Annotated in this window: 15 protein-coding genes and 2 tRNA genes; 9 read left to right on the forward strand and 8 right to left on the reverse strand. The window is 42.1% G+C overall.

Annotated features, from left to right (window positions below):
* Window positions 1-44: 44 nt before the first annotated feature.
* Window positions 45-128, reverse strand: a tRNA-Leu gene (locus AC1MCB_RS02710).
* A 382-nt stretch (window positions 129-510) separates the two neighbouring features.
* On the opposite strand from AC1MCB_RS02710, the gene AC1MCB_RS02715 reads away from it, so the two are divergent.
* Complete coding sequence (locus AC1MCB_RS02715) at window positions 511-1,587, forward strand: WD40/YVTN/BNR-like repeat-containing protein (RefSeq protein ID WP_479967210.1); 1,077 nt, start codon at window positions 511-513, stop codon at window positions 1,585-1,587.
* Between the two features lie 97 nt (window positions 1,588-1,684).
* On the opposite strand, the gene AC1MCB_RS02720 is transcribed toward AC1MCB_RS02715, so the two are convergent.
* From AC1MCB_RS02720 to AC1MCB_RS02735, 4 genes are read right to left on the reverse strand one after another with little or no spacing between them, the layout of a single operon-like run.
* Entirely contained in the window at window positions 1,685-2,935 is a 1,251-nt protein-coding gene (locus tag AC1MCB_RS02720; RefSeq protein ID WP_479967211.1) for a YaiO family outer membrane beta-barrel protein, read from the reverse strand.
* An 8-nt stretch (window positions 2,936-2,943) separates the two neighbouring features.
* Complete coding sequence (locus AC1MCB_RS02725; protein WP_479967212.1) at window positions 2,944-4,431, reverse strand: glycosyltransferase family 2 protein; 1,488 nt, start codon at window positions 4,429-4,431, stop codon at window positions 2,944-2,946.
* Window positions 4,431-5,582 carry a HEAT repeat domain-containing protein gene (locus tag AC1MCB_RS02730; protein WP_479967213.1) on the reverse strand — a complete coding sequence of 384 codons (1,152 nt, stop codon included), beginning with the start codon at window positions 5,580-5,582 and terminating at the stop codon, window positions 4,431-4,433. Before AC1MCB_RS02730 ends, AC1MCB_RS02725 begins: the two co-directional genes overlap by 1 nt.
* A 9-nt stretch (window positions 5,583-5,591) precedes the next feature.
* Entirely contained in the window at window positions 5,592-5,963 is a 372-nt protein-coding gene (locus AC1MCB_RS02735) for a response regulator transcription factor (RefSeq protein WP_479967214.1), read from the reverse strand.
* Window positions 5,964-6,286: 323 nt separating this feature from the next.
* On the opposite strand from AC1MCB_RS02735, the gene AC1MCB_RS02740 reads away from it, so the two are divergent.
* The 5 genes from AC1MCB_RS02740 (at window position 6,287) to AC1MCB_RS02760 (ending at window position 11,941) form a co-directional block, all read left to right on the forward strand.
* Complete coding sequence (locus AC1MCB_RS02740; RefSeq protein WP_479967215.1) at window positions 6,287-7,915, forward strand: acyl-CoA carboxylase subunit beta; 1,629 nt, start codon at window positions 6,287-6,289, stop codon at window positions 7,913-7,915.
* Window positions 7,916-7,971: 56 nt separating this feature from the next.
* Complete coding sequence (locus tag AC1MCB_RS02745) at window positions 7,972-8,463, forward strand: CinA family protein (RefSeq protein ID WP_479967216.1); 492 nt, start codon at window positions 7,972-7,974, stop codon at window positions 8,461-8,463.
* 72 nt (window positions 8,464-8,535) lie between these two features.
* Window positions 8,536-10,371 carry a UbiD family decarboxylase gene (locus AC1MCB_RS02750; protein WP_479967217.1) on the forward strand — a complete coding sequence of 612 codons (1,836 nt, stop codon included), beginning with the start codon at window positions 8,536-8,538 and terminating at the stop codon, window positions 10,369-10,371.
* A gap of 59 nt (window positions 10,372-10,430) precedes the next feature.
* On the forward strand, window positions 10,431-11,261 hold the full coding sequence (locus AC1MCB_RS02755) for a sulfite exporter TauE/SafE family protein (protein ID WP_479967218.1): 831 nt from the start codon (window positions 10,431-10,433) through the stop codon (window positions 11,259-11,261).
* 80 nt (window positions 11,262-11,341) lie between these two features.
* Window positions 11,342-11,941: a hypothetical protein gene (locus AC1MCB_RS02760; RefSeq protein WP_479967219.1), complete on the forward strand. Its 600-nt coding sequence runs from the start codon at window positions 11,342-11,344 to the stop codon at window positions 11,939-11,941.
* Window positions 11,942-11,952: 11 nt separating this feature from the next.
* Here the strand turns inward: AC1MCB_RS02760 and AC1MCB_RS02765 are convergent, their stop codons facing one another.
* The 3 genes from AC1MCB_RS02765 to AC1MCB_RS02775 all read right to left on the reverse strand — a co-directional run bounded on the left by AC1MCB_RS02765 (window position 11,953) and on the right by AC1MCB_RS02775 (window position 14,073).
* On the reverse strand, window positions 11,953-12,519 hold the full coding sequence (locus AC1MCB_RS02765) for a C40 family peptidase (protein WP_479967220.1): 567 nt from the start codon (window positions 12,517-12,519) through the stop codon (window positions 11,953-11,955).
* A gap of 112 nt (window positions 12,520-12,631) precedes the next feature.
* Window positions 12,632-12,706: transfer RNA gene (locus AC1MCB_RS02770), tRNA-Ala, on the reverse strand.
* A gap of 164 nt (window positions 12,707-12,870) precedes the next feature.
* Entirely contained in the window at window positions 12,871-14,073 is a 1,203-nt protein-coding gene (locus AC1MCB_RS02775) for a multidrug effflux MFS transporter (RefSeq protein ID WP_479967221.1), read from the reverse strand.
* 110 nt (window positions 14,074-14,183) lie between these two features.
* On the opposite strand from AC1MCB_RS02775, the gene guaA reads away from it, so the two are divergent.
* From guaA to AC1MCB_RS02790, 3 genes are read left to right on the forward strand one after another with little or no spacing between them, the layout of a single operon-like run.
* Window positions 14,184-15,713, forward strand: coding sequence for a glutamine-hydrolyzing GMP synthase (gene guaA, locus AC1MCB_RS02780; RefSeq protein ID WP_479967222.1), 1,530 nt, complete (start codon window positions 14,184-14,186; stop codon window positions 15,711-15,713).
* Window positions 15,670-16,911, forward strand: a complete 1,242-nt coding sequence (locus AC1MCB_RS02785; protein ID WP_479967223.1) for an ABC transporter substrate-binding protein — start codon at window positions 15,670-15,672, stop codon at window positions 16,909-16,911. The genes guaA and AC1MCB_RS02785 overlap by 44 nt, the downstream gene beginning before the upstream one ends.
* Window positions 16,908-18,095: an RsmB/NOP family class I SAM-dependent RNA methyltransferase gene (locus AC1MCB_RS02790; RefSeq protein WP_479967224.1), complete on the forward strand. Its 1,188-nt coding sequence runs from the start codon at window positions 16,908-16,910 to the stop codon at window positions 18,093-18,095. The genes AC1MCB_RS02785 and AC1MCB_RS02790 overlap by 4 nt, the downstream gene beginning before the upstream one ends.
* Window positions 18,096-18,299: the final 204 nt, after the last annotated feature.

Consider the following 18,299-nt stretch of genomic DNA (forward strand, 5'->3'; position numbering starts at 1 on the left):
ACAACCGTCTAACTACTAGATACTAACTACTATATACTACTCCGTGCCCGAAGAGAGACTCGAACTCTCAAGGATATAACTCCAACGGCTTCTGAGACCGCAACGTTTACCAATTTCGCCATCCGGGCATTTATATAAAGAACTCCACAAGACCTCTGGCACCTCTTGTAAGCGATTGCAAATATAAAATCTTCGGCCGTATTTTAGTGGTCAAAAGTGAATTCAGTTGAATCTTTTTAAAGAGGGTAATTAATGCCAAAAATTTAACAGATTTGACCTCGCAAATTCGAATAAAACTTTTATAAATTATCGTTATAATTAATTCCGTAGCCCGCACATCGCCGTAACTGCTTCGGGCTTCCTAGTAGTTTCCTAGTAGTTTGCTAGTAGTTTCCTAGGGACATGCTAGAGACATACTACTAGTAAACTACAAGGAATCATTAATGATTACATTTAACTGAAACAATAATAGCTATGCCAGAGACTATGCTGATAAAAAGAAGACCCATAATGAATAAATACGTTGATAGCATCAATCTGAGATTTAATAAAAAGAGTCTATTGACTATGAGTTTGTTTTCCAGTCTCCTGATGGTCTGTAAAGCATCCGTTGGTTATTCCCAGGAAATAGTTAAGTTGGAGAGCGGAACGAATACCAGCCTCCGTGGTTTATCAATCGTTGACAATTCGATCGCATGGGTGAGCGGAAGCGATGGTTATGTTGGTATTACCAAGGATAGGGGAGTCACCTGGCAATGGAGCCAAGTGCCGGGCTATGAAAAATTGGATTTCCGGGATATCGAAGCATTTTCAGCAAGTGAGGCTGTGATGGTAAGTGCGGGTTCGCCGGCCGTCGTACTTCTGACGTCTAACGGCGGGCATTCGTGGAAAGAGGTTTATCGAAACGAATCACCAGAGATCTTTCTTGATGGGATGGATTTTTGGAATCGTAAAAAAGGAATTATCTATGGCGATCCTATTTTGGGGAAAATGCAGCTACTCCAGACTATCGATGGGGGAAACACATGGAAAGATATCAGCAATCAGTTAACTATCCCTCTGGCAGAAGGGGAGGCCAGCTTTGCCGCCAGCGGAACTGCCATACGAACCGGGAAGAAAGGAGATGTTTGGATAGCCACAGGGGGAAAGCAATCCCGCCTGTTCCACTCTAAAGATTATGGCAAGACCTGGCAAGCTTTTGCCAGTCCGATCATACAGGGACAGGCATCTACAGGTCCTTTCTCCATTGCATTTAGCAGCAAGAAAACCGGTGTTGCTGCTGGTGGTGATTATTTGCAGGATACGCTGAGGTCTGATAACCTTGTGATCACAAAAGACGGTGGACGTAACTGGTCTAAGCCTGTCATTCCGCCTTTTGGTTATCGTTCTGCTGTTGAGTATATCACAAAGAATTCCCTTATTGCTACCGGAACTTCAGGTACTGATCTATCGGAGGATGGCGGTGTAACGTGGAGAAACATCTCTTCGGATAGTTATAATTCTGTTCGCAAATCTAAGAAAGGGAGTTGGATACTGCTGGCTGGGGCAAATGGAAGGGTCAGCAAAATTGTGCTTAACAATCGCTGACCCTCTTGTTACTGCAATGACACTCAGTACAAAGCAAATTAGTGTTGTAACAAATCACGGAAATTGATTCCTAAATCTGTACTTGGGCTCTGATCAGTTAGAATTTTCGCTGATAGCCAAATCCGATACTATACTGATTTGCTGATCGGGTAGGTGTATATTCCTCGTAACCATAGTTTGCCAGCAACGACAGGATATTTTGACCTCCAACAACTCTTCTGTATTCTGAAAATATCCTTCTTCCAGAGAGGTTTGCAATATTGCCGATTCCAAGATTTCTGTTCGAAAGGTCGGGAGCCACGCCTGTTCCTACACCCAAAATAAATACATCGTCTGGATTTTCTCCAATAAAGTATCTGGATGAAAGCTGATATCCCTGACCAGATGCGCCATCGAAGTCGCTTAGATAGGTTTTAAAGTTGAAAAGAAAATTGGCTAAGTATTTAGATATGCCAGTATTATAGATCATGAAGCTTTGATCCGGAGCTTTTACAAATCTCAATCCTCCTTCAATTTCAAAGGAACCTAAGGCTTTATACAATGCTCCTTTAGCAGTGAATTTCGGAAACACTGGATCACCCGAATTGGCTGCAACAGCAAAATTACCGTACAGTGACTTGCTGAATACTGGGTAAGATTCCAGTTCATATTGATAGCCTGCGATACCATTACCACGGTTCGCATAATTTATGCGCCCGATCAATGCACCGATACCCGTATTGCGTTGATAGGATATACTGGTAGAATGCCAGGGGTCGAATATATTATCGAAATGACTGTAGTCATAATACAGGCTAACTTTATTTGACGCTGTAACCATACTAAGTTGGTTATTTAACCGCAGAGCCTTTTCATTTTTAGGATTTGCATCCAATAAAGTATTTAAAGTTTGCTGTGATTCTTCGTACTTTTTCGACTCATACTGCATGGAAGCCTTCTTAAGAAGTAAGTCCTCTGTTTTAGGATTGTAAGCAAGTGCCGAGTCTAGGTATGAAATCGATTTTTCAGCGTTTCCAGCGTCATACTCCAGACCAATCAGGTAGTTTAGTATGTCAAGGTTTGCAGGTTCTTTAGCCCGTGCTTTTGTCAAAAAATAGCGTGCGCTGTCGGCATTATTATTCAATTGATAAGCTCTTCCGAGTAGGATACTGACATCCGTATAAGCAGGACTTAACACATAAGCCTTGCGAAGAAGACTGATAGCTTTTGGATAATCCTTATCTACTGAAATTGCGGATTTACCAGCTATTAACAGCTCATCCTGTGAATTAAGGTTCTGGGCCTGACTGTTATATCCTACAGCTGTGATTAAAATAACTATAAAAGAGAGGCGTAAGTTTTTATACATATTTTTCATTATGAAGGTTGAAGGATTTCCTTCGGTTTTACTACTGTTTTCGGAACTTCTTTTGAATGATCATCATCGTCATCAGTACCCATTCGTCCCATGTTACCCCATTGATGCTTTGTGCCGAAAAGAAAAGAAATATTGCCTTTTATAGAAGCGTAAACTACAAGAGGATGGAAAAAGAATGGTTCCAGGAAGATGATCATTAACAGCTTGAATACCTCTTTTTTGGATTTGTAAACCTGGTTGTTATATTCTTCCCACAGAATACTAATTGTGGTAACCATAACTGAAAAGAAGTAGACGAAGCCAAGTAATAAAAGCGAATATTCGAAATTGATCAGCCCTGTTATAATTAAGTAGGTGTAAGAAATTAGCCCTACCAGTTCAATTATTGGTGCCAGCCATTCGTACACTATCCAGTAAGGGAAACTAATTAACCCCATCCGGCCATACTTATATTTAAACCACATATCCTTGTGCTTAAACAAGGTTTGCAACAAGCCTTTGGCCCAGCGTACACGTTGTTTTAAGAAGATATCCAGGTTTGGTGGTACTTCAGTCCAGCATAGCGATTCCGGAATATATTTTACAATATACTTCTGGCCGATAGTGTGCATATGCTTCCGCATTCGTACGGTAATTTCCATATCTTCTCCGAAGCTTTTAGGATCATACCCGCCGGCTGCAATTGCAATTTCCCTGTCGAATAAGCCAATTCCTCCGGAAACAATAATTAACCCGTTCATTTTACTCCAGGCCATTCGACCCAGCAAGAAGGAACGCAAGTACTCTATCTCCTGCACACTGGTTAAAAAGTTTTTAGGTGCCTTTACATTCACCATAAAACCTTGCTCTACCTCGCATCCGTTTGAAATACGAATAAGTGCGCCATTCGCTATTACCCGCTTTTCTTCATCAAGGAAGGGCTTTACAAGTAATAAGAGTGCCTGATTGTCGATAACACAATCGACGTCTGTGCAAAGAAAATAAGGAAAAGATGCCGCATTAACCCCTGCATTTGAAGCATCCGCCTTACTCTTTCCATTCTCTTTATCGATGATGAGCAACTTGCTGTATGCCGGATTGTTAGATTTGTAGAAGCCTCGAACCGGCTGGGTGATGACCCTCTCATTGTAGGCATAATCAACCTTCACAAGGCTAAACTCTTTTATCATCTTCCTAAGCGTGTTATCTGTACTCCCATCATTGATAATAATCACCTCAAATCGTGGATATTGCAGGGACAACAAGGAGTGGACACTATTGATGATCGTACTTCCTTCGTTGTAAGCCGGAGCAACAATTGAGATGGGAGGGGTGTAAGGAGAACTTAGTAACTTTTTCAGGTCTATAAATGAGTTCTTACGCTTATAAAGCATAATTTCCCTGATGGATATCAACGCGATAGCCAAATACCATAGCATAAGAGAGCTGGCAAACAGAAATATGAAATGATTGTAGTAAGTACCGACTTGTTCGTAGATATTTTCCATTATGCTGATAGTCTTTTGTCTAACATATGCAGTACCACGCTTTTGTTTTCGTCAGGGACTGTTTCCAGTAATTGGTATAAAACAGCATCACCTTCATCGCCATGCCGTTGAATTGCTTTAGCGGCTTCAAAGCGTAGTTCGAAATCTGGGCTGAAAACTAAGCGGCTCAGGAAATCGAGTTCTTCGCCGGAAGCAATTTTTCCGACTGCTTTGATAATTTCCAGGCGGCAGCCAAAGGTTTCATTTAGAAAGTGTATGGTGAGGTGACGCTCGGAATCTACCAGGCTTAATTCACCAATGGCAATTATCATCTCTTTTCGAACTTCCTCATTGGGATGTTTTATTAGCTTAAGCAGCTCTTTAACCGATTCCATTTGGTGAAAACGTACCATCAGCCTGATGCAAAATATCACTACAGAATTGTTAGGTGAAGTAAACCATTTGGAGAATAGGGGCAGTATGATATCCTTTCTACGGTTTAACACATCCATCAAATTAATCTGGTGCCAGGTTAATAGATTCTGGTCAGTATAATCTAAAAAGACGAATGGATCCTTTTTGCTTAATTGAAGGTAGCCGCTTTGCGCCTGCATCCTTAAGGTGATATTTTTGCTGTTTACGTAAGATAGCATGCGATCTGCTTCGCTTTCAATTCCAAGCTCAGAGAGTTCCTCTATGCCTTCGGCTTTGATAAACCATCTCCAGCTTCGCAGTTTGCGTTTCGAGTGCTTTTCCAGCTCAAGCCATATGTAGATGGTGCTAATTAATGTGTTTACCTTACCTGAAAAGTTTTTATGCAAGAACATCAGCTCATTTACCACCAGTTGCCTTACCAGGTACTTGTTTAGAGGAAGTTTCTTTAGGTTGTTAACAATATTCTTGACATCCTCTTCTTTATATTCCCCACTGTTAAACTCGATAATGGAATTGGTTAGGATGTTATCGATTACCGCTTTCCATTTGGTCACTTTTATTTGCGTCCGCGCCTGATTTAAGCGCCTGATTAAAATAATTAGATAACAGGTTAAGATAACCAGGGCCGAAATAAAGATGCCTATGTAAGCAACTTTGATAAGTAAAGGATAGTTTAAAAAACGTCCCTCATAAAATGTCCTTAGAAATTGAGGAAGTAGATCGTAAAGTTTTTCCATAATCGCGCATTAATTCATTAATAAACGACGTACCCTAATGGAAAACTCTGGTAGTATAAAAGGCTTCGTAATGAAGTCATTAGCGCCCAGCTTAAATCCTTCCAGTACGGTATCTTCCAGGCCTGTAGCTGAAATAATAATGACCGGAATAAATTTCTTCTCTTCGTTTTGCTTGATCTTGGCGAGGATCTCAAGACCATTTAGATAGGGAAGCATGATATCTAAAATGATCAGATCATAATAGTTGGCTTCGACCTTGGCTATTCCGCTTTTTCCGTCAAGGGCGGTATCTACTTCATAACCATCTTTTTTGAGCTGGAATTCAATTGTTCTGTTCATCAGATTCTCATCCTCAATGACCAGAATTCTACTTTTTTTCATTTAAGAGTTATAATTTGGTGGGGTATTTGGTTCGGTGTACGTAAACGGGAGTATAAAAGATATTTATTATTGAAATTATTTTAACGTTGACCGAAGGTTTTGCGGGATAAAGTTAAATGATTGGAGGGAACATCTGGCAGTTTTAAAAAATTTCGCGAAAACGCTGTTTTTTGCTAAATGTTTTAATTTGAAAAAATAAACAGTGGTAGGCAGTAAAATGCCGAACAGCAGGTCAAAAAAACTGCCGGTTAATCCTCTACTTGTATTCAATTATTTTCATTGGTCAAGCTTTGGCTTTTAACATTTACAGCTAACTTGCTGCCATGAATTTAGAGTTTAATAAAAACGAAGACATCAACAAGCAGTTACTTTTCCAGGTTAAGACACGCCTGAAAAAAATATATAGTGGTGGCGGTGAAAAGGCCGCTGCAAAACAAAAAGAAAAAGGGAAAATGCTCGCCCGCGAACGAGTAGCGTATTTAATTGACCAAGATAGTAAATGGTTGGAGATCGGTGCGTTTGCTGCTGAAGACATGTATACCGATGTTGGAGGATGTCCTTCAGCAGGTGTCGTTACCGGAATCGGTTATGTGTCGGGTCGTCAGTGTATGATTGTAGCGAATGATGCGACCGTAAAAGCAGGTGCGTGGTTCCCGATGACGGCAAAGAAAAATCTTCGTGCTCAGGAAATTGCGATGGAGAACCGGCTTCCGGTGATCTATCTTGTTGACTCAGCGGGTGTATTTCTGCCTTTTCAGGATGAGATATTTCCGGATAAAGAACACTTTGGCCGTATCTTCAGGAATAACGCCATTATGAGCAGCAGTGGTATTGTGCAAATCTCGGCTATTATGGGCTCGTGCGTTGCCGGGGGGGCCTACCTTCCCATTATGAGCGACGAAGCAATGATAGTCGACGGTACCGGGTCTGTATTTCTTGCAGGTAGTTACCTTGTTAGGTCTGCTATAGGTGAGGATATTGACAACGAAACCCTAGGGGGCGCCACTACTCATTGCGAAATATCCGGTGTTACCGATTACAAGCATCCCAATGACAAGGCTTGCCTGGATTCTATCAGGAATATTATGAGCATGATAGGTGCACCTGAGAATGCAGGATTTGATCGCATCAAACCTGCAGCGCCTGCAAATAACGAACAGGAGATCTATGGCTTGTTACCTGAGAATCGCGAAAAGCCGTATGATATGCTGGAGATTATTCATCGCCTGGTGGACAACTCTGAGTTTGAAGAGTACAAGAAGCTTTATGGACAGAGTATTATTTGCGGTTTAGGTCGTATTGATGGCTGGGCTGTCGGTATTGTGGCTAACCAGCGTAAGGTTGTTAAGAGCAAGAAAGGGGAGATGCAATTTGGCGGAGTGATCTATTCGGATTCTGCTGATAAGGCAACCCGGTTTATCATGAACTGTAATCAGAAAAAAATACCATTGGTTTTTTTACAGGACGTTACAGGTTTTATGGTAGGAAGCCGTTCTGAACAGGGTGGAATTATTAAGGATGGTGCTAAAATGGTGAATGCGGTAGCTAACTCCGTTGTTCCCAAATTTACTATCGTGATCGGCAATTCCTACGGGGCAGGTAACTATGCCATGTGCGGAAAGGCTTATGATCCGCGCTTAATTTATGCATGGCCATCGGCAAAAATTGCCGTAATGGGTGGCTCTCAAGCAGCCAAGGTATTATTGCAGATTCAGGAAGCTTCATTGAAGGCAAAGGGCGAAATTATTACCCAGGAGAAAGAAGATGAGCTACTAAAGGAAATTACCGACCGGTATAACAGCCAGACGACCCCGTATTATGCGGCTTCGCGATTATGGGTCGACGGGATTATTGACCCCCTGGAAACAAGAAAAGTGATTTCGATGGGCATTGAAGCGGCTAATCAGTCTCCCATTGAAAAGAAGTTTAATGTAGGTATACTGCAAACTTAATCACAGGTGAACGTGCAGCAGTTTGTGCAACCATTTCGGTTAATTGTTGTTAATGAATGATGCCTATAGAATCCATTGTTGAAAGCTCGAAACGCCTCGCTGAGAATAAACTGACTATCGCCTTTGCGGAAAGCGCGACCGCGGGAAATTTATCATATCAATTTTCGCTAACCCCTGATTCAGGCAAAATACTGAAGGGCGGACTGGTATGTTATGATGCATGTATTAAAGAGGATATTCTTAAAATTTCTCCTGAGTTTATTGAGAAGTATACACCCGAGTCCGCAGAAGTCACCAGAGAGTTAGCCCGACGATTGTACAAAATCGTTCCCTCGGCAGATATTTTTGTTGCAGTTACCGGTCTGACTACACCCGGAGGGAGCGAGACTTCTGAAAAGCCCGTTGGAACCATGTTTATACATGTGGTCTTGAAGGATCAGGATTTCGCCATTCGCGAAGTTTTCGCGGGCAACGCTGAAGAAGTTGTGATGGCTACTGTAGACCGGGTCGGCAAGCTTTTGATGGAAGCATTAGAGAACGTTGAATAAAGACCCGCGCCTTCGGCTGGCAAAGATCAAAAAACCTTAAATTCGCCCCGTAATTGTGTACATTATATAGATATGGGTTATAGTAGTTTGGCGTCATGTGTAGCAGATCTCGAAAAGCACGGACATTTAATAAGAATCAAAGAAGAGGTTGATCCCTACCTTGAAATGGCTGCCATTCACCTTCGGGTATACGAAAATAACGGTCCGGCGATTTACTTTGAAAACATTAAAGGAAGCGATTTTCCGGCTGTTTCAAACCTTTTCGGCACTCTTGACCGGTCAAAGTTTATATTCCGGGATACGCTGGATAAGCTAAAACTGCTCGTTGATGTCAAGACTGACCCCGTCAAGGCATTAAAAAATCCATTTAAGTATAGCAGTGCTGCCATGTCAGCGCTATCTGCACTGCCCTGGAAGAATGGAGGGAATGCGCCAATAAATTTTGCTCGGACGCAAATTAGCCGTCTGCCGCAAATTGTAAACTGGCCGATGGATGGCGGCCCTTTTGTGACTATGCCGCAGGTTTACACAGAGGATCTTGACAAACCAGGTATTATGAATGCTAACCTGGGTATGTATCGCATTCAGCTGAACGGTAACGAATATATCCCGGACAAAGAAATCGGACTTCACTATCAATTGCATCGGGGTATTGGTATACATCAAACGAAGGCTAACAAAAAGGGAGTTCCATTGAAAGTCAGCATTTTTATTGGCGGTCCGCCATCACATCCTTTATCAGCTGTGATGCCTTTACCGGAAGGCTTGTCGGAGATGATCTTTGCAGGGGCTTTAGCCAATCGCCGCTTTCGCTATTTCTATGATGATGAAGGATTTTGTATTTCTTCGGATGCCGATTTTGTAATTACTGGAACTGTAGAGCCTCATGAGAATAAGCCGGAGGGGCCTTTTGGTGATCATCTGGGTTACTACAGCTTAAAGCATCCCTTCCCGTTGATGAAAGTGAACCGGGTATATCATCGCGAAAATCCTATCTGGTCCTTTACTGTCGTAGGTCGTCCGCCGCAGGAGGATACCAGTTTTGGAGCACTTATTCATGAAATCTCCGGATCAGCAATTCCAAAAGAAATACCGGGTTTGCATGAAGTGAATGCTGTTGACGCTGCCGGTGTACACCCCTTGCTGTTCGCTATTGGCAGTGAGCGATACACACCGTATTTGAAAAACCGACGCCCACAGGAAATTTTAACAATCGCTAATCATATACTTGGCAGTAACCAGCTTAGCCTGGCTAAGTATCTGTTTATATGCGCGAAGGAAGATAATCCTGAGCTAACTACTCACCACGTTGACGAGTTTTTAAAGCATTTATTAGAACGTATAGACCTCAGCTCAGACCTTCACTTTTATACGAAAACAACTATCGACACCCTTGATTATAGCGGCACCGATATTAATGCAGGCTCTAAACTGGTGGTTGCAGTTGCCGGTGAAAAAAGGCGAGAACTTTGGACTGAAATGCCTGCTTCGTTTGAGTTGCCCCGCGGATTTCAATATAAAGTGATTATGCCCGGTGTTATTGCCGTTGATGGTCCGGTATATACATCGGCTAATGAAGCTTTAAAAGACATTGAAGCTTTAAATGAAATCTTAAAGGATCAAACTCACGAAGGATTGATGATGATTATTTTATGTGATGATGCTGCATTTACAGCTGCTACCATTAACAACTTCGTGTGGGTAACTTTTACCAGGAGTAATCCTTCCCACGATGTCCATGGCATTAACAGCTTTATTGATAACAAGCACTGGGGTTGCAAAGGGCCATTAATTATTGATGCCCGCATTAAACCGCACCATGCCCCGCCTTTGGTGAAAGATCCTGAGGTTGAAAAACGAGTAGACCGTTTAGGAGAGAAGGGTGGTTCACTTCATGGTATAATTTAAAATTCAAGAAATTTCTAACCCCAATTGCCCTGCTGCATTGAGCAGTTTCACACCTGATTATGGATAATATTTACTTATTAATTGCTCTTGGATTCGTAATTGGTGCTATAGGGACGTTGATAGGTGCTGGAGGGGGATTTATTTTGGTGCCCATTTTAATTATTCTTCATCCAAACTATACGCCTGAAATCATAACTGCTATTTCGATGGGTGTAGTCGCGTGTAACGGGATATCAGGCTCTGTAGCGTATATGGCATCCAAAAGAGTAGATTACAAAGCGGGAATAATATTCGCTCTTTTCGCTATTCCAGGGTCCATTCTTGGCGTGCTAACCACGAAGGTGATTCCAAGGGAGACTTTTGAAGTTATATTCGGGATCATACTGGTCTGTATGGCTGTATTCCTTTTTGTAAAAGGTGGAAACAAAACATCAGTAACAAAACCCGTAGAGGCACACAAAGGATGGGTACAGCAGCATCTTGTTGATAAATGGAATGAGCGGTACGATTATGCTTACGATAGACGTAAAGGGAATATTTTAAGTGTTTTTGTGGGCTATTTCTCACCTTTGCTTGGAATTGGCGGGGGTATCATCCATGTACCGGCGATGGTTGAATGGTTACGTTTTCCGGTTCATATTGCAACAGCAACTTCTCATTTTATTCTGGCTATAATGGCTACGGTGAGTGTCGTTGTGCATTACTTCAACGGCAATTACAGTGATCCTTTAATTCTTAAAATGGTAATTGGGCTGATAATAGGAGTGATCCCGGGAGCACAGCTGGGTGCATTTTTGTCGAGAAGAATGCGAGGAAAAATAATTATTAAGGCATTAGCAGGCGCGCTGATTATTGTGGGCATCAGGATATTGGTGTCCGGGGTTTCCTGATTAAAATTTCTGTAGAACTACTGATGTAATAATCGTGCGGCTTCCGTAAATTTATATGGTAATTCTCAAGTTTGAACTCGATGAATAGCTTTTTATTTCATGCGGCATTCATGTTCCTCTTCAGTTCGGCATGGGCTCAACCTTCCGGGGTAGCTAGTGCAGATAGCAATACACTAGATAAAGGGGCAGCCGCACTGTTCAAAAACGTACTAACTAAATTAAGTGTTGCTGAAAAAAACCAGATCTTCAAAAAACTTGGATTTGTACTCTCGGAAAATGATAATTTGCCTTTTGCACTTGATTCAGAGAGCAAAGAGTATCCCTTTGCATTACAGGTATTTCCCACAGATATGAATAATGATCAGAATGAAGAAATCTTCGTCCTGTATGGTAATTCCTTTACGTCCGGGAATACCGGAAGTTCGGTTATTCTCTTTATTAAGGATATTAAAGGTCAATATCAGGCACATCTTGGCTCCCCGGGTATTCCTCAAGCTTTAACTGAAAGTAAAGCAGGATATAACGATCTGCTAATTGGCGGACCCGGATTTACCTTTCCGGTATGGCGGTGGAATGGCAAAGAGTATGCACCCTATAAGACTGTTAAAGACTCAGAGCTAAACACCTCCTTAAAGGTCCTCGAAATAGACGAACTTAGCAAAGCTTATACAGGAAATTAGACTGTAGGAATTCAAAAGATCCTGAGCGTCTTTACAAAACGCCCCTGGTAGTATTTGTTTAAGGGAGTTATTGTAACTCCATACGCCTTGCCTGAAGTAGAATGGATGAAACTAATCTCCCGGCCGTTATTTTCTGTAATAATTCCCATGTGCCCTACTTGACGTACCGTGCTGTCTGTACCCGTAAATAGAATCAGATCACCTGTCCTGGAATCTCTAAGTTTAACCTCCCGTTCAACATTGGTGAAGTCTTTAGATGATCTGGGGACTGAAATGCCATGGTGATTGAATACATAGGTGATAAAGCCGGAACAGTCAAAACCATGAGAAGGATCGATGGATCCATATTTATAAGGGATTCCGATAAGGCTTCTGCTAAAGTTTATCAGCTCTTCCGGTTTTGTGTTTCCTGTATTAATCCGCGTGGTTAAATTCACGGGAATTTTATCATTCTCCTGTGTCGCTTCCATATTATCAGGATGGTCAGATGCGCTTTGATTACCCGTGTAATGAGTATTATCCATACATGCATTGAAAAGAATCGCCAGCGGGAAAAATATCAGACTATGAAGCTTCATGAGACTAGCTTGGCAAAAACCTATCCGAAATAGCAGAATTATTTAAATCCGTTCTTAAATGCACTCAACTAGTAAAAAAAAGAGCGCAACTTGTTAGTTGCGCTCTTTCGAGAGGTCGGAAGGGGGTTCGAACCAACCTGTAGAAGATCTTGCAAGACCTTTGCCTAAACCACTCGGCCACCCGACCATGAATACAAATATAATACTTGTTTTTAATTCTTCCAGATGTTTCTTATCTCAACGGATAACCAATAAATATAATAGTGGAATTTATTGCTATTTAATAAACTGATATACAATATGTTGAAATTTCACTCACTACATGGTTCTACGGTTTTCTCAATATTAATGTTACAAAGAAACTGCTTTAGCTTTCATGATCCTCCTGCCGATAAGCAAGATGAAGAGTGCAGTTACTGCGCAACCTGCCATAATACCAGTCATCGGCAACGCCGTATTATTACTCAAAACGCTTACCATCACAGAAGCAAAGGCACCTAAAGCCATCTGTATACTACCCATCAAAGCTGATGCGCTTCCAGCATTCTTGCTGAACGGAGTCAAAGCAAGTGCAGAAGAGTTCGGGAAGGAGAATCCCTGGCAGCACAGGAAAAGGAAAATTAGAAAAATAGTGCCGGGTAAGCTGATAATACTATAGTATGAGCCAAAAAATAGCGAGATACCGGTAATTGACTGGCAGATCAGTGCGCCTACTATTATCTCCTGACTTTCAAATCGTCTTAATAGAATGGTGTTTAGCTGACTCGAACCTATAATGCCAACAGCTATGGAAGCGAAGATCCAGCCATATTGCTGTTCAGAAACTTCGAATATCTCCATAAAAACATAGGGCGATCCTGCTATATAAGCGTAAAGGCCGGATGCTGCGATGGCCCCTGTTAACGTGTAAGTATAAAACTGAGGATGGACTAAAACGATGAAAAAGTTTTTTAGTATAGGCTTTGGCTTAAGCGATAAAGTCTTGTCCGGTTCCCTGCTTTCAGGCATGAAATAATGAACAGCTATCAGAATCACTGCTGACATGACCGCCAGAATTGCGAATACATAATGCCAGCCAAAACTAGCTACAACGTAACCACCCAAAGTGGGTGCAATGAGCGGAGATACACCAATAACAAGCATTAGCAATGAAAAGACCTTTGCTATTTCTGAAACTGGAAACAGATCTCTGATCATGGCTCGTGATGCTACCATCCCTACACATCCTCCTAAGGCCTGTAGGAAACGAAAAACAATCAATGATTCTACTGAACCGGTAAAGGCGCAGCCTACAGAAGAAAGCAGGTATAGAGTTATTCCGAAATATAAGGGCTTTTTTCTGCCATATCGGTCGAGCAAAGGACCGTACAGGAGTTGTCCGACAGAGATACCGATAAAAAAAGACGATAAAGACAGCTGCACCTGGGCCACTGTTGTATTCAGGTCACGGGCGATTGCAGGAAACCCCGGCAGATACATATCTATTGAAAAGGGGCTGATAGCGGAGAGCGTACCAAGGATAAGAACAGTAAGGAAATACTTTTTCTTCGTCATAAAAGGAAGCGCAAAAATAAGTTATTTCGCAGATATCCCACTGAATTACAGTTGCAGCAATTTCCTGAATTTGAATCCGCCTGCAAACGCAAAATAATTATCTTTGCGCCATGCCAGAAAAAATCATCATTCTTGACTTCGGGTCACAATACACACAACTGATTGCCCGCAGGGTACGTGAGTTAAACGTTTACTGCGAAATTCATCCTTTTCATCATCTTCCAGATTTTGATTCATCTGTCAGGGGGGTTATTTTTTCGGGTAGTCCATATTCTGTGCGGCAGGAAGATGCCCCTCAGGTAGACTTTGTTATGCTTCAGGAACGTTTTCCAATTCTTGGAGTATGTTATGGCGCACAATACATGGCACAGAAGTCGGGAGGTGAAGTGAAAGCAAGTTCGACCCGCGAATATGGACGGGCTAACTTAGGCTTCATAGATGAGGAAAATCCATTAATGAAGAGGATATCCGCCGATTCACAGGTTTGGATGTCCCATGGTGATACTATAGCCGTGATACCGGAGAACTTCAAAATCATTGCGAGTACGGAAACCGTTAAAGTAGCAGCGTACCAGGTTCAAAATACTAATGTGTATGGTATTCAGTTCCATCCTGAAGTAACCCACTCTGTTGACGGAAAGCAACTGCTTGAGAACTTTCTGGTTGATATTTGCGGTTGCTCGCAGAACTGGACGCCAGACGCGTTCATTGAAACAACGATCAATACGTTAAAAGAGCAGTTACAAAATGACAAAGTAGTATTAGGATTATCCGGTGGCGTTGATTCATCAGTAGCTGCCGTTTTACTGCACCGCGCTATTGGTCCCAATCTTCATTGCATATTTGTAGATAACGGTCTTTTACGTAAAGGTGAATACGAGCAGGTGCTCGAGTCGTATAAGCACATGGGTTTGAATGTACGCGGTGTTAATTCTAAAGAGCGTTTTTTAAGTCAATTGGCCGGTATAAAAGATCCGGAATTAAAACGAAAAGCGATAGGCCGTGTTTTTATTGAAGTTTTTGATGATGCTGCCCACGAGGTTCAGGACGTTAAGTGGCTTGGACAAGGTACTATTTACCCGGATGTGATTGAATCAGTGTCTGTTAATGGCCCCTCAGCAACTATAAAATCGCATCATAACGTGGGAGGTCTTCCAGATTTCATGAAATTGAAGGTGGTTGAACCCCTAAATACCTTATTTAAAGATGAAGTTCGTCGGGTTGGAAAGGCTTTAGGTATTGATGCTAATATTTTAGGCCGTCATCCATTCCCGGGACCAGGATTGGCTATTCGGATCCTGGGTGATATCACACCCGAGAAAGTGGCAATTCTACAGGAAGCCGATGCTATTTACATCAATAACCTGAAGACCTCAGGTTGGTATGACAAAGTTTGGCAGGCTGGAGCGATCTTTCTACCCGTTCAATCAGTAGGAGTAATGGGTGATGAAAGAACTTATGAGCATGTAATCTGTTTACGTGCTGTTGGTTCGGTTGATGGAATGACCGCAGACTGGAGCCATTTGCCTTACGAGTTGTTAGGGAAAATATCGAACGAGATTATTAATAATGTTAAAGGTATTAACAGGGTTGTATATGACATCAGTTCCAAGCCGCCGGCTACTATTGAATGGGAGTAAGCTTCTGGTATTTATCTTAGTTGTATTCCTGGCGTCGTGTGCAAAAAAGACTGTGCCCGTAGCAACCGCTCCACCTAAAAAGCCGACGCCTGTTAAAGAAGTGCCTGTAAAAAAGGAGGAACCTGAAAAAGCTGTCTCCCATTCCGTGGCATTGCTGCTTCCTTTCAATTTAGATAAGATAAACCTTGAGGCTGCCGATTTGAAGAATATTCAGAAGGCGGACCTCGCGGTTGAATTTTATCAGGGATTTAAGCTTGCGCTTGATTCGCTTTCTGAAGAAGGTTCCAATTATAAATTACAGGTTTTCGACTCAAGGGAAAGTGAGCTTCATATTGTGAACCTTGCCAGAGCACGTTCTGTATTAGCTAATGATCTTATAGTAGGCCCAATATTTCCAGAGTCTATAAAGACGTTCAGCGAGTTCGCTGACCTTAAAAATAAACTGCAAGTATCTCCTCTGGCAGCCACCAATCCATCACAGTTTAACAATCCACGGCTGGTTAGTTTGACAAATAATATTGAGCAGCATGGCTGGAAGGTAGCCGACTTTATCAACCGTAGCTACAAAGCAGATAAGGTGAATGTAGTGCTCATCAATACAGGCTCAAATGATGACGAGAAATTTGCCGCACCCTTCAAAACATACTTAAATGATCTCTCGTCTGATGGATTTAAAATTAATGAACGGCCGAATTCTATTGGTCTTGAAGAGCATTTATCTAATACGAAAATCAATCTTGTAATTATAGCTTCCTCTAGCCGGGATTTTGTTCTCCCAACAATAGATCGTTTGTATAAAGTTAGTCAGGCAGGTTCTAAGATAGAGGTATTCGGCCATCCAAATTGGGTCAAGGCTCAATATCTGGATGCGGAAAAAATGCAGTGGCTCAATACCCGCATCACTTCCTCTTATTACGTAGATTACAAATCGAAAAATGTCAAGCAGTTTATAGCGCGCTATCAGGCAGATTACGCATCCGACCCTTCAGAGTTCGCCTTCAAAGGCTTTGATACCGGATATTTCTTCGGGAAGCTTTTAGCCCGCTACGGCGGCCAGTACATAGACCATCTGACTGACGGAGATTATAAGGGATTACATAATGATTTTCGCTTTGTGAAAGATGAAACGTCCGGATATTTAAATACGGAGCTGATGATATTAAAATATCAGGGTTTTGAATTGCAGATAGAGAAATGAGGGCAGAGCAACAGTTAAAAACCTTTTTGCGAATTCTTGAAGAGTATCCTGCAAACACACCTTTAACGAAATTTCTCCCAGGCTTTTTTAAGAAGAACAAACAGATGGGTTCTACCGACCGGCGTATCGCCACCCGGTTGCTTTATAACCATTTCCGCCTTGGTCATGCATCCATAAAGAAGCCCGTAGAAGAGCGTTTGTTTCTGGCTGAGTTTATTTGCAATACCTTTCCCGATAGCTTCCTTGAGCACTTTCGACCAGATCTAAATGGTCAGGTCGGATTATCGCTTCCCGACAAGATATCGCTGCTACAGTCGGAATATGGATTCAAGTTACCCGAAGTGTTTCCATGGATAGGCCATCTGTCTAATGGGATAGCTCCTGACCACTTTCTACAATCACTTTTTGTTCAACCGGATTTATATATTCGGATACATCCAAACAAGGAAGAACTAGTTAAAGGCTCTTTAAAAAATGCAGGGGTGATCTTTAAAGAAATAGGAGAGAACACGTTAGCACTTCCAAACGGGACCAAGTTAGATCATATTTTTGCGGAATATCTGACAGGTGTTCGCAATGCGACAGGAAGTTTCCCTTTCCAGGTGCAGGATCTCTCATCACAACAAACTCTTGCTTACTTCAAGCCCAACAGATACGAACACTGGTGGGATGCTTGTGCAGCTTCAGGAGGCAAGTCGCTATTACTCTTTAGTCAGGAACCTCATATCAAGCTGGTGGTTTCAGATATTCGCGAAAGTGTTTTGAACAACCTTGACGAGCGCTTTATTGGTGCAGGTCTACGCACTTACCAAAAGAAACTTTTAGATCTTACTCAGAACCCCGACCCCATTCTACATAGCTTTCATTTCGATGGGGTCATCCTGGATGCTCCCTGTACAGGTTCAGGCACGTGGGGACGAACACCTGAGATGATCAGCCAGTTTGAAGAATTTAAGATACAAAGTTTCCAAAATTTGCAAAAAACAATTGCGGCGAACGTCATTAAATATTTGAAACCCGGTAAACCTCTGGTCTATATTACTTGCAGTGTATTTAAAGAAGAGAACGAGGATGTGGTCAATTATCTGGTTAATAAGCACGGCCTAAAGCTTGAAGCAAGCGAAATTCTTAAGGGATACGAGCATAAAGCTGATACGATGTTTGTGGCGAGATTGATTAAGTAGCCTGACAAATGTTACCCCAGCCTCACCCTATCATCGGTGGTAGTTAATGCAAGGCTTGTGCACTCCCTCTCCAAAGGAGAGGATGTTGGGCTTATCAGTAACCCGGTATCAGTGAATTACTGCCTGCCAAAAAGTTTGCCGCTTTCCCTTGACCCACCATTCATCAATTCCCTCTCCTTTGGAGAGGTCCGCAGAAACCATGTT

Source organism: Daejeonella sp. AP26, assembly GCF_056680515.1.